The organism is Chlamydia pecorum E58, assembly GCF_000204135.1.
Classification (GTDB): domain Bacteria; phylum Chlamydiota; class Chlamydiia; order Chlamydiales; family Chlamydiaceae; genus Chlamydia; species Chlamydia pecorum.
In genome coordinates this window covers 620,674-645,111 of sequence record NC_015408.1, presented here as the reverse complement: position 1 = coordinate 645,111, position 24,438 = coordinate 620,674, and the positions used below count along the sequence as shown (strand labels likewise).

Below are 24,438 nucleotides of genomic sequence, written 5' to 3'. Positions count from 1 at the left end.
CCTAAACATAGCCTATAAAGCTCAAATTCGACCTTATGTTTGCGAAACACCCCAAAAAAACTTGAAGTGGTTTAGCCTAAAACCCTAAATATAAATCTAGAGCCCCCCCTACGTGTCAAGTAAGAGAATAACAAGAAACTTATACAAAGATGCTAAGGGAAGTCAAAAGACCAGATCAGATAAGATCAGTGGTGTCTTGCAATATCGATGGAAAGGAGACAAATACAACTCCGGAAGACACTCTCCAGTATGGAGAGTTATAGAACAAAGAAGAGGCAAACAAGGTTTATAGCTTTTTTTTTCACCAGTTGGGAAGCTCCATTGAGAATAATAAAACCAGGTGTCGTCCACATTAAACTCCTTTTATCAGCAGCGATTGCCTTATAGAAACTGAAGACCCTATAATAAAAACTGTAGCTCACATACAGTTAAGGGAGGCAATGATAACAGAAATCCCATTCTCTTTTGTATGTTTTTTCAAAAAAGCTTCGATTTCTAAACAGCTGAATACGAAAAAAAATTCTTAAGAGAACGACAACAGCTTAAACAGAGCTAGGTAATCTTCAAGGCTTAACGTTTCTGGGCGTGCTTTGTCTGAGATGCGTAGCTGCTGAAGAGCAGAGAGCAAAAGCTCTTTAGGAAACAAATCTTTAAGGGTATTGGTAAGGTATTTCCTACGTTGCTGAAATGCTGTGCGTGTTAGGGTGAAAAAATCCTTAAATACAGTTTCCGGCAAGGGAAAATGCTCCTTAACTTCCATATGGACAACAGCAGAATGCACCTGAGGCTGAGGATAAAAACAGGAAGCGCGGACTTTAAAGGCATAGCGTACATGTGCAAAAAACTGCAGGAAAATCGTTAGGGATCCGTAATCTTTATTTCCGGGCTGAGCGATGATTCTCCTGGCGACCTCATCTTGAACCATCACCGTAACAGACTTCCACATATGCGGAGCTTCAGAAAAGATCTTGATCAATAAGGGTGTGGTGATGTGATAAGGGAGATTCGCGATCATTCTTCCCTTCCCTTCCCATCCTAACTCTGAGAGCTTCTGCAAGGGATAGGTCCTAGCATCGGTAATTTCTAAATGGGAAAGGGGAAGCTCCGATAGCGTCGTTGCGAACTTGGGATCTTTTTCTAAAGCAATGACATGCGCTCCTGAAGAGACTAATCCCTCTGTGAGCGCTCCAAAGCCTGGGCCGATCTCTAATACCCACTCTCCCTCCTGCACCTGAGACTCTGACAAAATTTTTCTGATGATGTTCCCATCAATTAAAAAATTTTGAGAAAGGCCTTTCTTAGGACTCTCTCGGATTTCCGCAAGAAAACGTGTCAGCCTCTCTGGAGAACTTCTCGACAAAACCACGCCCCTCTATAATAAAGAAAACAAAGGAGGAGCTTCTTCAGAAAGGAGCTTCGCAATGATGGAAGCATCAAAGCCATAACGAGCTCGAAGTTTCTCTTTATATTGCTTTTCTAACTCTACAGCTTCAGAGGCAAATAGGCGCTGCTTAATCTGAGCTTCTAGCTCTTCCAATGGCGCTACAGACCCTACAGATTTATCTACCAAAACAAAAAGCTTATATCCAGATTTCGAAGCCTTAGGTAAACCACACCACTTCTCAGGATACGCCACTTCTAAAAGCTCTTGCTTATGGCTCTCTGAAAGTTCATCATCATTACGGCAAAACTCATCAGAACAGGTGAACTGTCCTCCCTGAGATAAGACAAGAGATAACAAACGCTCCTTATCCCAGCATTTGGTTTCATTTAACCGGGTACTGACCTTCTCCGCAATAGAGCTCGCTAAAGATTCTGTAGCCGCTTTAATCGTTAATACCCGATACTTCCACACAAACCTTTTTTCTGCCTCCCTAGCGAGTTTATCATAGGCCTCTTTAATCTTCCCTGGCGTTACCTTCAACATCGCTTTCGATCGTACCATCATTCCCATGACCCTCTGTGCTGTCAACGTACGCTCGATCACTTTGACAATATCCTCTGGAGTCATGTCAAAGTGGGAATAAAACGGAGTCAAATCCCGCCCTAAGATCTTCTCGATTTCCTGATTTACCGTTGTAGGATCCACATCGAGTTTTTTCTCCTTAGCATCGGCATACATGAGAAACTCATCAAGTATAGATTCTAAAACCACAGGCCACATCGCAGAGTAGTATTGTGAGCGTGCAGGATAGGAATCTATAAGGTGAGGATAGGAAGTATAAAAAAGAATATTCAATTTTTGAATGACATCTAAAGTGGTAACGACATTCTCTTCATCTACCTTAAACAGCACCCGATCATGGATGGCTAATCCTGTGGGATCTTTTTTCCCCAAGATGTTTTCGTAACTTGAAGAGGGGGATCCGCTATCCAAACCCAAAGCTCCAATTGGCACGCTTAGAAGGCTTGGGAAAAGAGCTATATATAGAACATAGGAATATCGTTTCATGAGTTTGCTGCCCTAAACCTTTGATCTGCTTAGGGGCTAACTATACGTGATTGGCCAAATTTTGACCACTTAGAGAACATTCTTTACTTTCCACAGGGAAAAATCCCTGCTACAAAGAGGAAAGGTATTTCTTTAACTCCCCTAAGTCCTGGATTTTCCTCCCCTTCTCTACATCTAACACATAAAAAACTGTAGTGGTTTGGTCGTCCTTAGGAATCAGCATGTGTTCATATTCAGGGAGAGAGGCCTCTAGGATATCTCTATCTTTCTTAGTTAACCAGACGATCGTAATACAGGGAAGATAAAGCCCTGCAAAACTTTGGAAGATGCGTTCATGCTCCTCCTCGTTTCCAAGGGAGATGATTAATTTGATATGCTTATGAGAAAAATAGTGCTGAGCTGCAAGTAGATTTCCTAAAGAGGAGAACTTATGAGTCCTCCAATAGGCTTGGGCGAACTGTAAAATTTCTTCAGCATGGGAAAGATAATGGCGTTTTTCTGTGAGCAAATGCAAGGAGAGCAGTCCTAAACAAATTAGGGCATTTCCAGAGATTAACTCACCATCAGAAAGTTGCGATTGCTGTAAGGGGAAGAAAGTATCTCTTCTATCGGTATTGTAAAAGATCCCCTCCTGAGAGCGAAAAGAAATCAGCACTTCCTGCATAAGTTCTTCAGCAAAAGCTAGCCAAAAAGCTCCACATCCCGACTCATAAAGAGATAAGGCTCCCAAAATCATTGCAGCGTAATCTTCCAAGCCTCCGCGATACTTAGCCTCGCCATCTCTCCATCTTCTCAAAAGCATGCGGTCTTTATACAAGCAGCTCGCAACAAACTGTCCGCATTTCTTTGCAATATGCAAGTATTCTGTATTCCCTAAAATCCTCCCCGCCTGTACTAAAGTCGTGATCATCCATCCGTTGTTAAACGTAATGGAAAGATCATCTTTAAATGGCTTTTCTCTGCCATCTCGAGATTTCTTTAATACCCCACATTGCTGAGCTAGCAGTTCGTCGAGATCCTCTTTAGAACAGAGATGTTTCTCTACAAACGCTTCTGTATCTAAATGGGTAGGAATATGAAGGATATTGCGTCCATTGCAAAATCCCTCGTGGGAAACCCCATAATACTCACAGAAAAGCTCTGTGTTTTCCCCTAAAGCACTGCGAACTTCCTCTCTAGACCACGTATAATAATTTTGCCCTTGACTTCCCCAATTTTCCGCATGCTCGGAGGTGTAAAATACCCCAGTATGGCGATCATAAAGCTCCGCAAGAATATAGGAAATAATCTGCTTTCCTATAGAACGATAGGTCTCATCTTTCCAGTAGGCCCAAGCCTCTAAATAACTCAAAGCCATAAAAGCATTATCTATCAAGCGCTTTTCAAAGCAAGGAATCAACCACTTATCATCTATAGTGCAACAGAAAAACCCTCCATCAAGATGGTCTCGGATACCTCCAGAAGAAACGAGATCTAAAGAGCGATGAACAAAAAATAAGCTTCTGCTATCACTATATTCAGAGCCATATCTTAAGAAAAATCTTGTAAGCAAACTTGGGAGCCTCTTAGGGAACGCCTTCACTCCCCCATAGTGGGAATCCACATCACAATATAATGCCTCTACGGTTTGCTTTAATGTGTGCTCGTCTACAAGCTCTTTTCTAGAGCACCCCTCTAAAAACGAGGCGATCTCCATAATTTTTGAGCCCTGATGAACAAGAACCTCCCGCTCTTCCTCATCCTCCCACATAATATGAAGCTTTTCAATGATTTGAGGGAATGAAGGCAGCCCGAGTTTTCCTTGAATGCTAATGTAGTTTGCTGAGAAAAACGGCAGCAAGTCAGGTGTTAAAAACACATTCAAAGGCCAAGAGGGAAACTCCTGGGGAGCTCCGGAAGTTGCAAGCATCTGCGCAAGATCAAAATATAGCTTCGCCAAATGCGGCAGCTCCTCCTTGTCCACCTTAATATTAATGAAATACTCGTTTAGCATCGCAGCCACTTCAGGATTGCTATAGCTTTCCTGAAGCATCACACGACACCACCGAGAATAAGCACACCCTATAGAAAGAAATATCGGCTTATCCTTAGAGGCTGCGAGCTGAAATGCCTCTGCTCCCCAAGGATACCAATTTACTGGAGTATGCGCATAAAGAAGAAGATAAGGAGATTTTTCCGTAATGAGCTTATTCGTATATAACGGCTGAGACATGTCCATACAAAAAAGTAAAACTCTATTCTTTATTTTAAAATAAAGTTTCGACTTTTAATATATTTTTTATAAAAACATTACAGTTTAAATAAACATCTCTTTTATTTAGAAACTTATGATAAAAGAGATGCTCCTAATTCATTTGTGAAAAGCATATCTGCTATGCTAAGAGCTTGAATCCATGTTATTAAGGTTTCAAGAAAGATTCTTGATTTCCTAGGGAAGGATCTCGTACACTATTTTTCGCGATGGAAGAGTGGCAGAGTGGTCGAATGCGTCTGATTCGAAATCAGAAGTTCTCTTACAGGAACCGGGGGTTCGAATCCCTTCTCTTCCGTGTTCTTTTTCGTAAAAGACTCTAATAAAGCACTATAAAACTCCTCTGAAAACAAGGACAGCATCCGTGTTCTTTGCAGCTCAGCAACTTTAAAATGAAACTTCTCTGCGCGTTTTTGTGCTGGCGTATAGCATAGCCCTACAAAAGGCACCTGCATCTGCTTGCAGGCTTTTTCTGTAGACTCTAAACGCTGAAGGCTATGATCTACATAAACGATCTGCGTAGGCAGAGGTTGTGCTGTAGAAAACAGGGCGAGCATTGCCTCTTCCATCGTGAGTTGGTTCGCAAGGATCCCCGTAAAGAATATGTTCTTTTCCACAACTGGAGTCTCCAAAGGCTTCCCTAAAGTTTTAGGGTGTGAGATCCACCCGTTCTCAAAAACCGTAGGGAACTGCGTAAAATCTAGAGAAAGTCCCTCTAAAATGGAAAGAGAACGCGGAATGAAAGGCAAGGGACATAGGGACACTCCCAAAACAGAAGCCCCAGAAAATGCTAGCTCAGAGAATACCGAAGGGAGGTCCGGAGTTCCCAGCTCAAAGGTTGCCAACATAGAAATTCCTAGCCATTCCCTTAATGCCTGCTCTCGAGCGATATCCTTTCTGACATTCTTCTCCAACTGTAGATTTTGATGCTCATACCAACGAAGATGCCCCAAAGATTCCTTAGCAAATATTAAGGTTTCTTCAATACAAAGACACACCACGCCCCCGTCCTTAATATAAGGATGCACAGCACGAAGATCTGAGATGTGAAGAATTGCAGCATGTATTGAAACCACGTTTCCGAACACACACATCGAAATGAAAAAAAGAAAACCCCTCATATCTACGCCTCCGAAAAATCATCCGCAAAAATTTTACGAAGAACGTAGTTTTTGTTAAAAATATTATTAACAAAAAAAAGGCCCTAAATACCCCCTCTGGGGGGTAGAGAGGATACTTAGGGTTTGACCTAAAAAACTCACTCGATCACAAAGACAACGCCTTAAGAGCGATCTCTTCAGAAAGCAATGTTAGTGCTTGTCTTTCTTGAAGCTCCGCAGCTGAAGAATAGGGAGGCATATAAGAAAACATATTTTCCGTAGCAGGATAATATACTAAACCTAAAAAATCCATCCCTTGCTTCATGCATGCATGGCCTATAGCTTTAAGAAGATCTGGGTTGTCACTTACAAAGATTACCTTTTGAGGCCATACGCCTTCGTGAGCAAACAACTCCAACAGCGTGCCCCCAAGTGATAGACCACAACAAAAAAGTATACCGCGATAAACAAAAGGAGTCGCAGATGGTGCGCTACCTCTTAAGAAAACATCTGTATAAAAAGGAGAACCAGAGACAAAATCCATGCCTTGCAGCGCTAGAGTTTCAGCTAATGCCAAAGCAGCTCTTGCTTTACATGAAGACACCCCCAAAAGCTTGCACGAAGAACTTGCGAGCCCTGCAAAAGCCTCAGGCAATGAGACCTCTACGCATTTTCTCACTTTAAACGTATCTACAGCTACGAGCTCTTCCTCTACCCTTTCCTGCGACTTCTCCTCACTTAAAGAACTTTGAACATGGTGACGAAATCGCCGTTCCGCCCACGCAGGGCTTCCCAAATATGGATGCTGAACCAACGCACGATCTACATCTATACAAACTAAAATTTCACTAGGATTCCGTTCTTTTTTAAGAGCTTGCAACACATCAGAAAAAGAGGAAACAATGTTCACAGGAACCCTAGCTGTCTTTTTTTTAATAGGAGCAGCATCAAGATGTCCTGGGAAAAAAACCCTTCCCCCCAAAAAAGCAACCGCAACACAAAGCTGTAAGCTTTTTACACATGCAAACATTAAAAAAAATATCTTTAATTTTCATAGCCTGCAAAAGGGTAACATACTATTATTTTTTTGAGGAATTTTTTTTATTGAGACTCTCTAAAGAGAATTTCTCTTTAGAAGAGCTCTAGAAACCCTTTTTATTAACATACAAACATGCCGGGACACAACGCCTATTGCAAGATTATCCTTTTGATTATAAGCTACTTATAATTTTAATTTATAAGCTGCTTAGCTTAAGTCTGTATGACTTCTTCTTAATCACTTCTTATCAGAGAAAAAATTATGTCTTGTTTTGGATGTCCTTGCCCTGGAGGCTCTTGTAGCCTTAATTATACTGGTAGGAGTTCTTCCCCAGAAGAAAGCACCTCTTTATCTAGTAGCGGATCAACGCCTCCCATTACAACGCAGCCAGGAAGAGCAGGGGGAAGAGAAACACACCTAGAATTGAAACTATCATGGGGTGAAGACTCTGTCTTAGCTTTAATTGAGAAAAGTGGAACTATCTTTGATAACTTTCTGAAGAATCCTCGTGTACAGCGTACTACTCATTATTGCAATGAAACAGTGACGCCTTGGTGTAGAGATCACTGCCCCTCGCTATGTAATTGGATTTGGGGATGTTGCTGCAGCTGTTGCGATGGATATGACAATCCTCTAACTCCTGAGCAAGCAAGAGAGTTTCTTCAAGAAATGAAAGATAAGTACGGCGTTATCGTTGTAGGGGCGACTTTAGGATCAGGAGGAGGAGAAATGCTCTTGCAAGCTCAGGGTAACGATCCAAATGCTCCTTGGAAACAGGCTTTTGAAGATCTTTGCCTATCCATTCACCAAGAACTAAGCAAAAAACTTAACCTCCAGATCTCTAAGGAGCTATATCAAGAAGTTAGCAAACCAGAAAATGCCCCCTCAATAGACGCTCCCATTGTAAAGGCTGTGGCAGAAGCTAAGGATGATCCTACAGCTCCTTCAAATCTTCCTACGTTTTGGGTACTTTATGACGATGGCGAAGCACAAGAAGGAGCTCAATCCGCAGGGGGTTCCTCATTACCAATATGTAAACAGGCTGTGAGATTAAACTTCAACAAGCTGCAAGTTCAACTCTCAAGAGCCTTTGCGACAAGTGTCTCGAGTGGGTACAAATACAAAGGGCCTTTAGGGGAAAAATCCGTAGAAGTAGTTGATCTCCTTAAAAAAGTCCTATCTTCCCTTACTAAAGGTTCTCATTTCCTAAACATTGAAGGAACTGGACTCAGCCTTAACAAAGAATTATATCTACAAGTGCTTGCTCTTTGTGTATTTGCTGTAGGTTATATCCCTCTGGACAAACAAGCCCCAGATACAATGCCGTTTGATCCACGACAACCTTCGCCATGGGCTCAGGTACTTGATCTCTTTTGGGATACAGCTACTGAAGTAGATCTATCACAAGATGATGATACTACAGATGGTGCACATGGCGGCGGCAGCGGCAGTGGGACTGCTCCACTGTGTTTCGATGATGGTAATGAGATATGGAGTCCTGAAGACCAAGAAGCACTACTCAGCCTAGCGCATAGAGTGAACTCTTTCGTTCTTGGTTAATCCGTGAATTTAGAGGGATAAAAACAAATTTCGATTAAGTTCAGCCTTTAAAAAATGGAGAACAAAGACCCTAACCACCATAAGAGTCCTCCTCCAAGAATGATCGCGCCAGCGATTCCCAGGTAGCTCCAAGAATGAATCGCTTTTTCTGGAGAGTTTCTTCCTCCCATAGACTCCAAATCTAAGAGCATCTCCATGTTCTGCTCTGAAAATTCCTTGAGGAGCTTCACAACATAAGGATGTTCTTGGAGGAGCTTCTCTCCATTAAGGCCTAAGTAGGAAGCGTATTTCTTTATGAATCCCTGAGCATATACTGGCGAGATCAGCTTCCCCAAGTACCCTTGTTCAATAGCTTCTAAGCAAGAACAACGTATGGAAGTTGCTGCTTCAACATCTTTTAATGACAGCGACTGTTCTTCACGTCGCGAACGAAAAATTTCCCCTAAATGCAAAAGTTCTTTATGCACGTGTTCTGTCATTCCTTACCTTCGCTACATTGCTTTATCTTTCATGGGAAGTTTTCCTTCTATGGGGCCACTTGCAGGAATATATATAAATACCGTTTAATTTGTATCTGGAAATCTACCCCGTAGTTTCGCATGTCCGCTCCCTTTGTCACGACCATATCTTTAGAGTCCCAAAAGAGACTAAAGCAGACGCTTGAAAAAAAGAATTTTGTGTTTTCCTATCCTCAATACACGATATTTCAAGCGAAGTCCCCGACAGTCTGCTGTACGTTATATTCTTCAGGGAAGCTTGTAGTTCAAGGAAAGGGTTCTCAGGAATTTATTGAGTTTGTCCTAGAACCTGAAGTCCTTCATGTAATCTCCAGTCACACCTTGGAACAGAACCTCCGCCCACGTATTGGAGTTGATGAATCTGGGAAGGGGGACTTTTTTGGCCCTTTATGTATAGCAGGTGTCTATGCTCCAGACAAGAGGATTTTGCAGGAGCTGTATAAAACTAAAATTCAAGATTCTAAAACTCTTCGTGACACAACTATTCTCTCTTTAGCGAAAACCATTCGCTCACTGTGCACTTACGATGTCATGACCTTATATCCAGAAAAGTATAACGAACTTTATGGGAAATTCCGTAATCTGAATGCTCTTCTTGCTTGGGGACACGCTACCGTGATTGACAACCTTGCCCCTTGCCCTGCACAGGAGGTTTTTGCTATTTCTGACCAATTTGCCTCCTCAGAGCAGCTCCTCCTTGAGGCTCTAAAAAAGAAAAACTCCGAGATTCTACTTATACAAAAGACCAAGGCAGAAGCAGATATTGTTGTTGCTGCTGCTTCAATACTTGCTCGCGAAGCTTTTATTACCTCAATGAAAAAACTCGAAGCTCTATATAAGGTTCAGCTTCCCAAAGGAGTAAGCGTTCGCGTACTTGAAACAGGGAAACATATTGTACACTCCTACGGAAAAGAAGCTCTAAGAAAACTCTGTAAGATGCACTTTAAAACCTATGCTGAAGTCTGTGGTTCTCACTAGCAACCCTAAAACAGGCTTCTTTATTTCTACGTATAATCACACCCTTTTCTATTCTTTCCTCTAATGACAATCCCGATAAAACACTGATATTCTTCACAGGAAATTATTTAGATGGTATTGTGAAGATCCAAGAACTTTTTTACCTCAAGGGAAGGGTGTTTTCCTTGAGAGCTACCTGTTAAAGACTACGAATTATGTTCAAACTCCTTTTTCAGCTCATCACATTTGCAGGCCATGTTCTCTCAACACCGATTTTCATTCTCCAAGATGCTCTCGGCATAGATCAAAAATCTTGTGAGTCTTCCTCTCCTAAAGCTGTCTCCTGCCAAACGCAGTATATTCAAGTTCAAGATGCGCCATTTTCACATTTGCAAGGCCAAACTCTGGGCTATCGTCAGTATGACGCTACTCTTCTTTGCACTCTTCCCCTAACGACACAATCGGGCCTCCTCTTCTCTACAGGCTACGTAGGAGCAAAGATCTGTTGGGAAGGCCCTACAGCCCCACCTTTAGGCACACCTCAAACCTTGGGACTGGCAACGTTCCAGGATAAATCTTACTATAGCTATATGCTCTTTTCCTTTGGGGCGTACACTTTAGCAATGAAAAATTGGCAATGGTCCGTAATCTTTTCCGGACTTATAGATCCGGAAAATGTAGAGGTGGGCTATGGGTTATATCAAGGGGTGCTGTCAGGGAAGTACCAAGCTACAGACAGGCTCTCTGCGGTCTTTGGAGTCATTAATGAAACAGGACTGCACCAAGAGAAGGCCTGGCCTCTCGTTGGTGTGACCTATAAGTTCGATGACAATCTCACGTTAAACTGCATCTATCCCACGAACTTCTCTTTGGAATACCGCTGCACTTCTGTCTGTGATATAGGTGCTGCCTACCGCCTTACAAGATTCCGTAAGAAACTCCCTAAGAATTCCCTCCCCTCTTCACAGGGGATCTTTGAGTATCAAGGCAGAGCTATCGAGGCGAACATCAAACTTACCCCCTGGCCGGGGAGTTTCATTCGTGGGTTTTATGGCTGGTCTTTAGGAAGTGATATTTCTCTTGCTGATGATCATAACAACAACAAAAATACCTATCCCTTTAAGTCTTCAGCATTCTTTGGTGGCTCGGTAAAAATCTCTTTTTAAAAAAAGCTCTATTCTCTGCTCCTCTCAATATTCCAATTGTATAAAAACCCTTTTTCAACTTAAACTTTCTCCGTAAAGCTTTCTTTTCCAGGTAAATATGGATTCTTGCACTACTTGCCAAACTTGTCAAAACGGTGCTAGTCTTTATCTCAATTACCTCTTCCCAGAACGGCTCATCGCCACGAAAGCACAAAACTACGCCATGCGCTATCCTAAAGTTGCTATGACAATAGAAGTTCTTGCTTCTGTAGTTTTTGGGGTCTTGAAGATCTTAACAATTCCGATCATGGCAATATCGGCTTCTGCTCTTCTTCTTTTACAAGCTGCAATTAAGGGATGCATGCACAAAGGCCAAGAAGCCCTCTCCTATCTTACAGCTTGGGGGATTAACCTTCTTGTTCTTGCGTTTCTCGTCATTATGATCTTTGCTGCCATCACGGTACCTCCGGAGGTTGTGTTCTTCTCCCTTTGTCTTGGGGTCTCCTTAGGAGCAAGCTCCACGCTGCTGCAAATTCATAAACGTCTCTTTCCTGTTTTAGACACTCCCCCACCACCATCTCCCATTCCTGTAGAAAATAAAAGTGAATAAAACAAATTTACTTTTTTAAAGAAATTAATAAAAAAAACAAACTCCTTAAAAAGAAGATTATAGATTTTTTATTAATAACGCTAAGGTTTATACTATTGGTATCTACAAGTGTTTTTTAAATAATTCATTCTCCACATCCTATGAGTTTCTCTTGTGATGTGGGAACTTCTATAGTAAAAAGAGTGTTAGTCTATGAGCAACTCTGTGGGTTCTTCAACTCCTCAGGCTCCTGCTTCTTCCTCAGTAGTTTCTCCCCAAAGTGGTGGAGCTCGAGAGCGTTTACAACGTCATACTCAAGGAATTTTTCAGAGGTTCTTTACGATCCCGGACCGCCATCCTAGAATGCGGGTGGTCTTTGACATTGCGATCATTGCGCTTTCTTTGATTGCGATCATTTCGATTTTAGCTGTTACCCAAGGGCAAGGGCTTCTTCTTTATGGGTTAATTCCAAGTGCTTTAGTTGGAGTGTTTGGAGTTACCTTATTAATTTCAGATCTTGCCACCTCTGAAAGACTTCAGAGAGTTGCCGATACTGCCACGGCAATACTACTTCCTCTGATTGTTTTAGGAATAGCGACAGCTCTTATTGCCTCTGCATGTCTCAGTGCAGGAGGGACAGCCCTGCTCCTTGCGAACCCACAGTTTATCATGGGGGTAGTGACCATTGGCTTGTTCTTTATATCTTTAAGTAAGGTGTCTTGTGCGCATATTAAAAGAGAGCTTCTGGATACAACAAAAAAAACAGAGACGATTTCGCGAGCTGTGTCTCCAGAGCCAAGTCTTAAAGATGCCAAAAAGATCGCCGAGGAAAGAAAAACTCCTCTTTCTCAAAAAGATATGTCAAGGCGTCATTTCGATACTGAGGCGCGAAAGCACCGAAGATCACGAGAAACCCTCAAGCGCTCCCAAGGGGGAGTTTCTTCCGAAGATATACAAAGGCCTCAAGAGTCCTCCTCCCCAAGAGTCAGTAGCGATTCTTCTTGCTCCTCCAGCTCGATATATTGTACTCCTCCTGGCTCTCCGGTCTCTCCCTATGCTACTCCTATCCCTATAGCTGAGTTACAACAAGAATCAAGCTCATCCTTCGCACCTATTGATCCTGCACCTGTAACATCAAGCAACGTTCAGATTGTAGTTCCTACTCCTGTTTATCCTCCAGTGCCCTCTTCAACTCCTATAAAAAGCTCTTTAGGAAGCTTCCGAACAACACCAGCATCTTCTAGTAAAAAACTAGATAAAGAGAAGCAAGACGATTCCCAACAAGACCAAGATAGCGATAAAGAGAAAAATAAGAAGAAAAAAGGACCAAAGAAGTCCCCTAGAAATAAAAAATAAAGAGCTTCTTTATCTATGGAATGACGTGGTTCTTTATTCAAAAAAGATCTGGAAAATAAAGAACCCTGAGAAAATTCCCTCTTTAAATAGAAAGTAGATAAAGCAGCTTATAGAAGTTTGGATAGCCTAAGGTATCCTAGAAAAAGAAGGGTGCATCCTTGAACACGACAAAACTCTAGAGTATACAGGCATGCAACACTAGAGTACCTTGTTACAGCGAAAGCACTCTCTTTAAAGCCCTAGGGAGCTATTAAGACTATTTACTTAGCTCTGAAAGAATCAGTTCATTTACTCTTTGGGGTGGAGCTTTTCCTGAAGTGCGCTTCATAATCTGCCCAACAAGAAACCCTAAAGCTTTGGTTTTGCCGTTTTTATAATCTATGACCGATTCGGGGTTCGCCTGAAGGACTTCAAGAACAATAGCTTGCAAAGCTTCCTCATCCTTCATAGGAAGCAACTCGGGGTTCTCTTTTAAAATCTCCTCAAAAGACTTTAATGGAGAAGAGATCATGATATCTGCAACATCCTTGGCAATTTTCCCTGTCAAAATTCCCGAGTCAATAGCATTGACAAGCTGAGCGACACTCTCAGAGGAAATCCCTGAATTAGCTAGGGTTATGCCGAGATTCTTACAGCGCCCTCCAAACTCTACAGTAATCCAATTGGATAACGCACGGAAGTTTTGGCAGTGTGTACATGCGGCTTCAAAAAACATCGCCGTGGGCTTATCGCTGATAAGAATCCCGGCGATGTCCTCAGCAAGAGCATACTCTGCCAAATACCTTAGGTATTTATCATGGGGAAGCTCAGGAAGAGAAGCACGCACCTCCTCTACATAAGCCTCCGTAAGCTGGAGCATAGGAAGATCTGGTTCTGGGAAATATTTGTAATCTTCCGCACGCTCTTTAAGACGCATCAATACGGTTTTTTTCTTTTCAGGATCCCAGCGGTAGGTAGCTCCCGGAACCACAACGCGAGGGTCCTCATCTGAACGCGTAATATACTCCTCCACCTGACGAATCTTCTCAGCCTCTAGAGCCTGAGCCATAAAGGCAAAGGAGTTCATGTTTTTGATTTCGACCTTATTACGAAGTTCATGACTTCCTTTAGGACGTACGGAGATGTTCACATCAAAGCGTACTGATCCCTCTTCCATATTACAATCGGAAATCTCAAGATACTCGATCAATGATACTAAAGCCGTAGCATAGGCTACAGCATCCTCAGCGCAGAACATGCACGGCTTTGAAACGATCTCTATCAGGGGAACGCCTGCACGGTTATAATCTACACCTGCAAACTCCCCGAAATGCTTTAACATCCCAGCGTCATCTTCAAGATGCGTCTGGGCAAGCTCAAACTCTTTCTCTTCCCCTCGAACGAACGTCTTGATCTTCCCGCCTCTGACAATAGGATGGTCAAACTGGGTAATCTGGAAATTCCTCGGGCTATCGGGATAAAAATAGGACTTTCTATCAAAACGACTGCGAAGAGAAATCTCTCCCTGAACTGCACAGCCAAAGCGCACAGCTTTTTGTACTGCAGCTTTATTCAATACAGGAAGAGACCCTGGCAACCCCGTACATACTGGAGAAATATTCGTATTGGGCTCATCTCCAAAACGATTTAACGCAGCACTAAACAATTTTGATTGGGTATTTAGCTCTACGTGAACTTCTAAGCCAATTACAGATTCCCAATTTTCGTAAGTATTCCCCATACCGCTCTTATCCTTTCTAATCTACTCTTTGCCCAAACCCACTAGGACATAAATTCTTAATTTGAGCATGCTCTTGGAAACTATAGCCTACCTGACATACCTGTATATCCTTGCCATGCTCTCCAATGATCTGCAGACCTAAAGGTAATCCTTCGCGAGAAAATCCTGAAGGCACAGCAATTGCCGGAAGATAAGCCAAGTTCATCGCTACAGTATAGATATCCTGCAAATATAGTGCTAAGGGATCCAAAATATCCCCCGCTTCAAATGCAGGGCAGGAACACACAGGAAGGGCAATCACATCACACCGTTCAAATGCTACAGAAAATGTTTGGACGATCTTTGCCCGTATGGATGCTGCTTTTTTATAGTACACACTCTGTCTCTCTGCAGAAAGAACGTAATTGCCAAGAAGAATCCTTCGGATGACCTCCTTTCCGAATCCTTCTGTTCGCGAACACTCATATACCTCTTGTATAGACTGCCGTTTCGCACGATAGCCATAGCGGATACCATCAAACCTCGCAAGGTTTGTAGCAGCTTCTGCAGAAGCAATAATGTAATAGATAGAGACCGCATGATGGAGAATATCCAAATCCACATCTACGATCTTACTCCCTTGACGCTCAAGCACTGCTAAAGAATCAAAAAAGTTCTTCTTAATATCTTCCCTTAATCCCTCTAAAAAGTTTAAGGGGACCCCAATTAACTTTGGGACTTCTAAAGATAAACCATCTAGAAAAGATGAGGTAAAAAGCTCTCGAGAAGTGGCGTCTTTAGGATCTTTCCCCCCTAAGACATCCATAGCTAGGGCAATATCTTCAACTACAGTGGTTATAGGGCCAATCTGATCCAATGAAGAGCCAAAAGCCACAAGACCATAACGGGAGACTGCTCCGTAAGAAGGCTTAAATCCTACTACACCACAAAACGCTGCTGGCTGCCGAATCGATCCTCCTGTATCTGAACCTAACGCAATAGCACAAAAGCGCGCAGCAATAGCCGCAGCGGATCCTCCTGAAGATCCCCCAGGGACCCTCGAGAGGTCCCAGGGATTGTGTGTCGGATGAAATGCAGAATAACGTGTTGTGGAGCCCATAGCAAACTCGTCCATATTGAGCTTACCTAGGATAATGCCGTCTTCTGCTTCTATATTTTCTATAACAGTTGCATGAAATGGCGCTTGATAATTCTCCAGCATCCGAGATGCACATGTGGTGTTTAAGCCTAATACATGGATATTATCCTTAACTCCAATAGGAACCCCTGCAAGTTTTCCTAGGGGCTCTCCCCTTGCTCGCTTAGCATCTACATGAGCAGCTTTTTCCTTTGCGCGCTCTTCACATAGGGAAATAAATGCGCCGATTTCCTTTTCATTTTCTCGGATACGAGAAAAGAACTCTTTGGTAATTTCAGAGGCAGATCTTTCTCCAGAAACTACAGCTTCTCTCAACTCTAAAGCACTCTTACTATACATGAACTCCCTCTGCTTACTTTATGACCGTTGGGACCTTAACCAAGCCCCCTAAAGATTCAGGAACATTATGTAGAAACTCCTGACGAGAGAAGCTCTCATCAACGACGTCTTCTCGCAAATCTTCAGGCCCTAAAACATAGGCGAAGAGCTCTTCGGTACTCCCCTCTCCTACCTCGACTTCTAAAGCGGTTTCCATAGCGCTGATCACTTCATTTAAAGAGTCTGCATATTCCTGAGCTAGGGAGTCATTCAAATTTAAAGCTGAGCTTTTTGCTAAGAGTAAAATTTCATGTTTGTCTATGTAAGACTTCGTCATCACTAATGACCCTAATGCCTATTTATTAAAAAAGAAGAAAACACAAGAGCTTGCATCAAAGCAAAAACTCTGCCTTTAAACTTAACTCTTTGTATGCAAAAAGTCAACGCCACCTCTGCCATCGAAATGAGCCCTAAGCTAAAAAAAAAAGTTTTTTAAATTATAAATAATGATTAAAAGAGGGAATTAAGTATACACCACTTAGGAGAAAAGCAATGCTAGGCAAACTCGTTCGAGGAATTTCCTCTCTTATAGTAGTTCTTTCCGCATTGAATGTAGGAATTAGAGGAATCTCTCATCATCAAGTAAACGTTATGGCAAGACTAGGACTTGAAGGTCCCTCTCTACTCGGACGCATCGTTTCCATCATCATTGGACTTGCTGGAGTAATTTGCCTATTAGGTTTTTTCGGTTGCTGCCGTAAAAAATCCTGCCATTCTCATTGCCACGGAGAAAGCTCTAAAAGCTGCTGTCATCACCATTCTGATAAAGAATAGGAATGAACTGTACGAGAGATCATCTCGCTATAGCTGTATAGCGAGATTAAAAAAAGTTACATTTGTTTTCACTTGTTTTTCCCATATTTTATATGCCAGCACATTTAAAATAGGAATGCCACTTCCTATATTTTTTTACCTTATTTTTTTATTAAAATAATTTTTATTTTGTTGAGTGTGAAATATGAGGCGTTTTCACTGGTTGCCAATTTCTTTGGCTCTTTCTGGATCTCTATATTCTACAGAAACCCAACCTGCAGACGAAACAAAGCCTAAAGAGACCAATCTCACCGAAAGCGACAACTATGACGGCGCCAAAGAACCTCAAAAGCCATTTGTAATTAAACAATCCTCAGAGCCCAAGGGAACAATATACACTCTTACTTCAGACGTCACTATCCAAAACGTCTCATCAGCTACGGAAGCCTCTTCACAAGCTGATCCAGAGCCAGAGTCGCAGTCGCAGCCTCAGTCGCAACCGCAACAGGATTCTTCTTCTAGTTCATCCACTACTACTACCGAAACGCCTACTACCACAACCCCTCCAACAACAACAACGGAGACAACAACTCCAACAACTACGACAGAAACTACTGCTCCCACTCCTACAACAACTACTACAACGGGAACACCTACGCCCACGCCTACTACTAGCATTGCCACGAGCATTTCTGCGCCTGCTCCCATTCTATCAATTACAGAAACTCCTACACTCACACTATCAACCACGGAAACAACAACTCCCACAACCACTACAGAAACCACAGCCCCTACGACTACGACAACTACAGGAACACCTACGCCTACACCTACTACTACGGAAACTCCTACACCGACACCAACGACAACGACTACGACAGAAACTAATGGACAAGGACAAAATCAGGAGAACAACGGAGGAGGAGGGAATGGACAGCAGCAGCCTCCTCAACAGCAACAACAAGAGCAACAACAAGAGCAACAACAGCAGGAATCACAAGTTCAAGAGAGTACTGTACAATCTGAAGCTAGCCAAGATCAAGCAAAGACAGATACAAGCTGTTTTATCAATAGCAAAGGAGATCTTACTTTTAAAGGCGGAGGATTTTCTCTTACTTTTGAAAATATAAGCCTGACAGGAAAAGGCGCTGCAATTTCTAATGATGTTCAGTCCTCTGATTCTAGCTCTGATTCTTCTGAAGAGGAAGATTCTCCTGAAGAAGAAGCTGCAGCAGAAGAAGAAAATGGTGAGGAAAATTCAAGAAATGGTTCAAACGGTGGAGTCTCTTCCAACAGCAATGGTGAGACTGGTCAGAATGGAACCCAAGGATCTGTCTCTTCTTCCGTTCCTTCCGCTACAGACTCTTCTGATTCTAGTGATGGTAAAAGCGAAGGTGACTCTGTTAATGGCAACACTGACAGCAGCGGAGAAAGATCTGAGCAAGCACGAGGTGAAAATGGAAACAATAGAGGTGATACTCCTGAGAGTGATGTTTCAACTAACAAATCCCCTTCTGTTAATAATGACGGTGTAAGCAGCATCCAAGGACCTAGAGCAACCACAAATCAAAGTACTAATGACGGTCGAGGTGATGCTGTTTCCTCTGACAGCGAGGGAAGAGAAACAGAAAATAGCGACAGCAGTGTTGGTAATGGTGTTGATGGAGAACAAGAAACCGAAGAAGAGGTTAAAGAACCTGTAATTGAAGAGCCTGCAGCTGGAGAACCTCAAGATGCTGCTTTAGTCTCTTCACCGGCAAAGGCAGATTCACCCAAAGAAGATACTCCTGAGCATCTGACTACTCTAACCTTTACAGATTTTGCAAATCTTTCCTTTATCAATGCCCCTGGGGATTCTGTTAAAGGAAAAGAACAGGAGGGAGCGTCTGCTTCAGGAGGTCAAGGAGCCATCTTTGTTACAAACTCTGGGAAAAGCCTTACAGTATTTTCTAACAATGATTCTGTGCTTTTCCAAGGCAACTGCTTTAAAACAGGCTCTGGAGGAGCTATAAGCACGGATCAACTCCGCATAGAAAATACTAAAACAAAGCTGACGTTTGAAAATAACATCGCGAAAACTGGTGGGGCGATCTTCCTTTCTGGAGGAGAGGGTTCCATTAACAAAAATGCCTCTATACTCTTTAGTGGCAACAAAGCAGAAGTCTCTTCTGAAGCTAAAGCTAAAAATGCAGATCAGCCTTCAGGAACTTCCAACCGTGATGGCTGTGGTGGGGCCTTATGTAGTTATATCGATACAAGTAATGGGGCCTCTCAAACTGGAGTGCATCTCTCTAATAACCAAGATGTGACGTTCTCTGGCAACACAGCCTCAGAAAAAGGTGGAGCGATCTACGCTACAAAGTTCACTTGTGACAATAACAAGGAGCTGATCTTCTCCAACAACACTGCAGGAAGTGAAGGTGGAGCGATCTATGCTAAGACTCTCATCATTACTGCTGGGGGAACCACAACGTTCTCTAATAACTCTGCGGGTCCTAGAATATCTCCTCCTGAAGCCTCTGAGAAACCAGAAGAGGCAGTCGAGCAAGCAGAAGATGACGGCCAAGTTGCTCAGAAAGTTTCTGGGAAAGGTGGAGCTATTGCTATTGAAGCTGGAGGATCTCTGACGCTCTTTGCTAAAGATGGAGACATTATTTTTAAGGGAAACACGATTACAACCTCTGATGGAGAGACTATCCCGAATGCGATCCACATAGGAAGTGGTGCAGACATCTTCTTGCAAGCCTCGAGTGGTCATACTATTTATTTCTATGACCCTATTACTATCGAGGATCCTAAAACATCTGACACGTCTAAGTTTGTAATTAACCCTCCTACAGTTACACCGGCTAAAGTTTCTTCTCCTGAATCTTCTTACTTACGTATGGCTGCCACAGCTGCTCAAGGTGCGGGAGCTGTAGCAAATACAGGAGCTGTTGTTTTCTCTGGAGAGCAGCTCTCTGCAGGATTAGCTGGAGGAGCAACAAGCACGATCAATCAAGCTATAGACTTGCAAAATGGAACGCTGGTGCTTAAAGACGGCGCAACATTAGCGGTACAGTCATTAACACAAAATCCCAACTCCATGATTCTTATGGATGCGGGAACAACTTTGGAGGCAATAGCACCAGCAGCAAAAGCTGGTGGTGCTGCTGCTACTGGCGGAAACTTGACGATCACAAATCTTGCTGTGAACCTTGATTCCGTTACTCCCACAAGTAAGCCTATAAAAATTGATGCGAAAGGCGGAACGCTGACGCTCTCTGGAGATTTACAATACCGTAGCTCAGATGGGATGTATCAAAATCCTTTGCTCGCCAGCAATATGAATGTTCAGCTCTTTGATTTACCTGAGAATGCCAATATTTCAAACTTTAGAATGGTCCCTTCGGGAGCTGGTGCAGATTCTGGATACCAAGGAACTTGGGCATTACAACCTACGAAAACCCCAGACGGGAAAACCGTACTTACAGCGGTTTGGAAAGCTGCAGGCTATCGTCCAAATACTACGCAAAGTGCGTTCTTAGTTCCTAATTCTCTTTGGGGTCTTTCTCGCGATGCTTTAGCGATTCAAGAGGCTATCTCTACGAGCATCAATGCTAAAATATCTCGAAGCTTATGGTCTTCTAGTGTTTCCAATTTCTTCCATAGAGACCGCCAGCAAGATCTCGGAAGTGGCTTCCGCCATATCAATGCTGGCTATCTTGTCGGAGGAAACATTGAAACGCATTCCCATAATGTGTTTGCGTTTGCTGTAGCTCAGCTTTTTGGAAAGTCTAAGGACTACAACTTATCTGACATTAAATCCCGGACATATGCTGGAGCTCTCTATGCTCAGCACATCCATCCTCTTGTGCTTCCAGAGTTCCTTAGGAATCACCTCTTCTCTAGAGTTCTTCCTAAGTTCCCTAAAGATGTGGACTCTATTATGAAGGCTCAAGTGGTGTATGCAAGAACGTACAACGACATGAAAACGAAGTACACTACGACTCCAGGAAAGAGCTCTTGGACAAACCATTGTGTCGCTGTAGAGGCTGCGAACTTCGTGCCTATGCAAACGCGGCATCACTTCGTAAATACGGTTTCTCCTTTTGTCAAACTCCAAGTTGTCTATGCAAACCAAGATAGCTTTGCTGAAGTTGCAGATACTAATAATGCGCGTACGTTCTCCAATAGCCACTTGGTTAATGTCTCGATTCCTTTTGGGCTCTGTATGGAGAAAGGATCGCCATCCTCTCCTCATACTCTATCTCTTAAGCTCACCTATAACATCGATATTTACCGTAATGAACCTAAGTGTCTCGTTTCGATGCCAACTTCTGGGATCTCTTGGACAACGTTCGCTACGGATCTTGCAAGACAAGGTGTTTCTGCTCAAGCCTCCTCAAGGCATAGAGTCAGCAAAAACGTTGAGTTATTCTCTCATGGAGGATGTGATCTTCGTTCCTCCTCTAGAGGTTACAATGCGGATTGCGGAGCAAAATACTATTTCTAAAAAAACGAAGAGCCCCTATCTTGGGGCTCTTCTTTCCTATAGTAAACTTTCTTAGCCTCTTGTATTTCTCTTGAATTCTTTTTTTCTTTGAAGTATGGGCTCAAAATATCTCCTAGTTCAACAAAAGCATGCACGTATGAATCCTATGTCTTCTCGGCTACTGATTTCTTCTACTTTACTCTCTTTTTCTTTGGGGTTTTCAGTATATGCTGCTAATGTAGACCTTAAGGAAAGTTTTAATGGATCCGATGGAGGAACATTCACACCTAAAGCAACCACGGATGCCCAAGGAACTACCTATACCCTTCTTAATGATATTTCTATCTCTTCTGCTGGAAATACAACTACCCAATTAACCTCTAGCTGTTTCAATGATACAGCTGGAGCCCTTACCTTTCTAGGTAAGGGCTATTCCCTTATATTCAATACGATCAATGCTGGGGCGAATCCAGGCGCTATAAAAACCACTACAGATAAAGCAATTTCGCTATCAAATTTCTCTTATCTTTCCTTTATCAAATCTCCTGCAAGTACTGTAAGCACAGGAACTGGAGCTATAGTTTCTGGAGGGGCGTTAACTATAGAAAACTCTGCATATCTCCTTGCGTTGCAGAATTTTTCGACTAATGAAGGTGGAGCATTTAACTCCAAAGGCTGTACCCTCTCGGGGATCTCTGGTTATGCTACATTTCAAGGGAACTCCTCAAGTAAGGCTGGAGGAGCGCTATACTCTTCTGGAGATCTCTCCATCACTAACAATTCTGGCCCTATACTTTTCACCCAAAACTCTGCACAAGAAACAGGTGGGGGTGCGATAGCTTCCACACAAACAACAACGATATCTAATAATGGGGCAATAGTCTTTAGCCAAAACACCGCCACAGGAACTAATGCCAATGGCGGAGCTATCAGCTGCACGACCACCACCGCTGGTGGTGGGGGAGGAGGAGCTCCAGCAGCGCCAGCACCAAAACTCACACTAGAAGGGAATGCTTCCGTAACGTTTAGTAACAATACTGCCCAAGGAAACGGAGGAGCAGTTTATGCAAATAGCCTCTCTGTAGAATCTAATGGCGAGGTTTCTTTTTTTAACAATACAAGCGGCAACACTACTACAGCAGGTAAGGGTGGGGCGATTGCAATTGCTGACAATGGAACACTGACTCTCTCTGCAGATAAAGGGAACATAATTTTTAATGGCAACACTGTCATTGCCACTGGCAATTCACCTACTACAACACACAACGCTATAAATCTTGCTAGCACAGCAACCATTACAAATTTACGTGCATCTTCAGGAAATAGCATTTTCTTCTATGATCCGATTACTAATGATCCAACAGCAGGAAATCCCCCTAACCCACCAGCAACGCCCCTAGTTTTGAATGAAGCTTCAAATTCTCAGTCTTATTCTGGATCTATTGTTTTTTCTGGGGAAAAGCTCAGTGAAACAGAGGCTGCAGAAGCAGCTAATCTCACCTCAACGATAAATCAACCAGCGACTCTTGCGAGTGGGAGTTTAGTCTTGAAATCTGGGGTGACGACGAAGTTTTCCGGTTTCACTCAAGATCCAAATGCTTTTGTTGTTATGGATGCGGGGACGACTCTAGAAACTACAGCTGAGGATCTCTCCCTCACACGTTTAAATATCAATGTAGATTCTCTAGATGGGACAAAAAAGGTCACCGTAAAGACCTCAGGATCTAATAAAAATGTGACGATTTCAGGTCCTATTAGTCTGGTAGATGCCCAAGGAAACTTTTACGAGAGTCACAATCTGCAAAATCCCCAGGTATATTCTCTTCTTGATGTTACGGCAAATGGCACAGGAACAGCAACCGTAGCTGCGATTCCTACGACAATAACTCCTGCAGAACACTATGGCTATCAAGGATACTGGTCCTTAGCTTGGACCCTATCGGGAACAACACAGTCTGCAAAGGCAACTTGGACACAAACAGGCTATACTCCCAATCCTGAAAGAAAGACTGCATTAGTTCCAAATAGCTTATGGGGGAACGCTATCGATATCCGTTCTCTTCACAAGCTTATGAAAAACCATACGGAAGATGCCTCTGTATATCAGCACTTCTGGGTGTCGGGAATGGCGAATTTCTTCCATCAAGATCGCAGGGATTCCCGTCAGGGCTTCCGTCACCTCTCTGGTGGTTGCGTTGTTGGAATTAACGCGTTGATGCCCTCGGAGGATCTTCTTTCCCTAGCTTACTGTCAGCTTTCAGGGAGAGATAAGGACCATGTTGTTACGAAAAACTACTCTGACATTTATGGTGCGACCCTACATTACCAACATACAGCAAGTCTCTTTAATATTTTAGATACCTTCTGGGGACATGCGCAAACACCACCGAAGATTCTTTCTTTAATCTCGCCAAGTCAACATGTCGTTTTCGATGCACATCTTACCTATACGCATGCTGACAACCATTTAAAAACCCTCTATTCTTCTCTCCCCATGGTTAAAGGATCTTGGAGAAACAACAACTTTGGTATCGAATGTGGTGCTGCCTTAGCTGCAGAAGCCTTGTCCTCTCTTCAGAAGATTTCTTATGCACCCTTTATTCATCTGCAATATTTTTATGGCCGCCAACAACGTTTCCAAGAAGTACGTTCTCCCGAAAGTCGTTACTTTACACCTAGCGAGCTGATTAACTTTGCGATTCCTATTGGGATCACATTCGAAAGAACATCAAAAATTACCCCCAGCAAGCAATCTCTCACGTTTACCTACAGTGTGGATGCCTATCGTAAAAATCCCGAAGGGCTTGTGGGGCTTGTTGTTAGCGATGCTTCCTGGACAGTCCTAGGAGCAAACCTCGCAAGACAAGCAATCTCAGCACAGCTTTCCAACCACTTCCTCTTTAATCCATTTTTTGAAACTTTTTACCAATGTGCTTTTGAATTTCGAGGCTCCTCGCGTCTCTATAACTTCGATATAGGAACTAGCTTTGTATTCTGATGGGATGTTT

At 42.9% G+C, this 24,438-nt stretch carries 16 protein-coding genes, 1 tRNA gene and 1 pseudogene; 9 read left to right on the top strand and 9 right to left on the bottom strand.

What is annotated here, in order from left to right:
- Window positions 1-523 precede the first annotated feature (523 nt).
- The 3 genes from rsmA to G5S_RS02845 all read right to left on the bottom strand — a co-directional run bounded on the left by rsmA (window position 524) and on the right by G5S_RS02845 (window position 4,664).
- A complete protein-coding gene (gene rsmA, locus G5S_RS02855) occupies window positions 524-1,360 on the bottom strand; it encodes a 16S rRNA (adenine(1518)-N(6)/adenine(1519)-N(6))-dimethyltransferase RsmA (RefSeq protein ID WP_021756499.1) in 837 nt (278 codons plus the stop codon).
- A gap of 12 nt (window positions 1,361-1,372) precedes the next feature.
- On the bottom strand, window positions 1,373-2,383 hold the full coding sequence (locus tag G5S_RS02850) for a hypothetical protein (protein ID WP_230672923.1): 1,011 nt from the start codon (window positions 2,381-2,383) through the stop codon (window positions 1,373-1,375).
- A 178-nt stretch (window positions 2,384-2,561) separates the two neighbouring features.
- Window positions 2,562-4,664 carry a thioredoxin domain-containing protein gene (locus G5S_RS02845; protein ID WP_041467018.1) on the bottom strand — a complete coding sequence of 701 codons (2,103 nt, stop codon included), beginning with the start codon at window positions 4,662-4,664 and terminating at the stop codon, window positions 2,562-2,564.
- Window positions 4,665-4,914: 250 nt separating this feature from the next.
- On the opposite strand from G5S_RS02845, the gene G5S_RS02840 reads away from it, so the two are divergent.
- Window positions 4,915-5,001 (top strand) — tRNA-Ser (locus G5S_RS02840).
- A gap of 130 nt (window positions 5,002-5,131) precedes the next feature.
- Here the strand turns inward: G5S_RS02840 and G5S_RS05080 are convergent.
- Both G5S_RS05080 and G5S_RS02830 read right to left on the bottom strand, forming a co-directional pair.
- Window positions 5,132-5,797: pseudogene (locus G5S_RS05080) on the bottom strand (DUF2608 domain-containing protein); the annotation flags it as partial.
- A gap of 172 nt (window positions 5,798-5,969) precedes the next feature.
- A complete protein-coding gene (locus G5S_RS02830) occupies window positions 5,970-6,833 on the bottom strand; it encodes a DUF2608 domain-containing protein (protein WP_035408896.1) in 864 nt (287 codons plus the stop codon).
- A gap of 270 nt (window positions 6,834-7,103) precedes the next feature.
- On the opposite strand from G5S_RS02830, the gene G5S_RS02825 reads away from it, so the two are divergent.
- Complete coding sequence (locus G5S_RS02825) at window positions 7,104-8,402, top strand: hypothetical protein (protein WP_013712675.1); 1,299 nt, start codon at window positions 7,104-7,106, stop codon at window positions 8,400-8,402.
- A gap of 47 nt (window positions 8,403-8,449) precedes the next feature.
- Here the strand turns inward: G5S_RS02825 and G5S_RS02820 are convergent, their stop codons facing one another.
- Window positions 8,450-8,881: a helix-turn-helix domain-containing protein gene (locus G5S_RS02820; protein ID WP_013712674.1), complete on the bottom strand. Its 432-nt coding sequence runs from the start codon at window positions 8,879-8,881 to the stop codon at window positions 8,450-8,452.
- A gap of 120 nt (window positions 8,882-9,001) precedes the next feature.
- Here G5S_RS02820 and rnhC point away from each other — a divergent pair, with 120 nt between their 5' ends.
- The 4 genes from rnhC (at window position 9,002) to G5S_RS04900 (ending at window position 12,967) form a co-directional block, all read left to right on the top strand.
- Complete coding sequence (rnhC, locus tag G5S_RS02815) at window positions 9,002-9,898, top strand: ribonuclease HIII (RefSeq protein WP_013712673.1); 897 nt, start codon at window positions 9,002-9,004, stop codon at window positions 9,896-9,898.
- 194 nt (window positions 9,899-10,092) lie between these two features.
- Window positions 10,093-11,043, top strand: a complete 951-nt coding sequence (locus G5S_RS02810) for a hypothetical protein (protein WP_013712672.1) — start codon at window positions 10,093-10,095, stop codon at window positions 11,041-11,043.
- Window positions 11,044-11,140: 97 nt separating this feature from the next.
- Window positions 11,141-11,632 (top strand): DUF5422 family protein, encoded by a 492-nt coding sequence (locus tag G5S_RS02805; protein WP_013712671.1) that lies wholly within the window; start codon window positions 11,141-11,143, stop codon window positions 11,630-11,632.
- Window positions 11,633-11,824: 192 nt separating this feature from the next.
- Window positions 11,825-12,967 carry an IncV family inclusion membrane protein gene (locus G5S_RS04900; protein WP_013712670.1) on the top strand — a complete coding sequence of 381 codons (1,143 nt, stop codon included), beginning with the start codon at window positions 11,825-11,827 and terminating at the stop codon, window positions 12,965-12,967.
- A 256-nt stretch (window positions 12,968-13,223) separates the two neighbouring features.
- Here the strand turns inward: G5S_RS04900 and gatB are convergent, their stop codons facing one another.
- From gatB to G5S_RS02785, 3 genes are read right to left on the bottom strand one after another with little or no spacing between them, the layout of a single operon-like run.
- Window positions 13,224-14,687 carry an Asp-tRNA(Asn)/Glu-tRNA(Gln) amidotransferase subunit GatB gene (gene gatB / locus G5S_RS02795; protein WP_013712668.1) on the bottom strand — a complete coding sequence of 488 codons (1,464 nt, stop codon included), beginning with the start codon at window positions 14,685-14,687 and terminating at the stop codon, window positions 13,224-13,226.
- A gap of 16 nt (window positions 14,688-14,703) precedes the next feature.
- Window positions 14,704-16,164, bottom strand: a complete 1,461-nt coding sequence (gene gatA, locus G5S_RS02790) for an Asp-tRNA(Asn)/Glu-tRNA(Gln) amidotransferase subunit GatA (RefSeq protein WP_013712667.1) — start codon at window positions 16,162-16,164, stop codon at window positions 14,704-14,706.
- Window positions 16,165-16,177: 13 nt separating this feature from the next.
- A complete protein-coding gene (locus G5S_RS02785; protein ID WP_013712666.1) occupies window positions 16,178-16,480 on the bottom strand; it encodes an Asp-tRNA(Asn)/Glu-tRNA(Gln) amidotransferase subunit GatC in 303 nt (100 codons plus the stop codon).
- 215 nt (window positions 16,481-16,695) lie between these two features.
- Between G5S_RS02785 and G5S_RS02780 the strand changes: the two genes are divergently transcribed.
- The 3 genes from G5S_RS02780 (at window position 16,696) to G5S_RS02770 (ending at window position 24,428) form a co-directional block, all read left to right on the top strand.
- Window positions 16,696-16,977, top strand: coding sequence for a DUF378 domain-containing protein (locus G5S_RS02780; protein ID WP_013712665.1), 282 nt, complete (start codon window positions 16,696-16,698; stop codon window positions 16,975-16,977).
- Window positions 16,978-17,161: 184 nt separating this feature from the next.
- Window positions 17,162-21,451 (top strand): polymorphic outer membrane protein middle domain-containing protein, encoded by a 4,290-nt coding sequence (locus G5S_RS02775; protein WP_013712664.1) that lies wholly within the window; start codon window positions 17,162-17,164, stop codon window positions 21,449-21,451.
- Between the two features lie 94 nt (window positions 21,452-21,545).
- Entirely contained in the window at window positions 21,546-24,428 is a 2,883-nt protein-coding gene (locus tag G5S_RS02770) for a polymorphic outer membrane protein middle domain-containing protein (protein ID WP_080557002.1), read from the top strand.
- The last annotated feature ends 10 nt before the right edge of the window (window positions 24,429-24,438 follow it).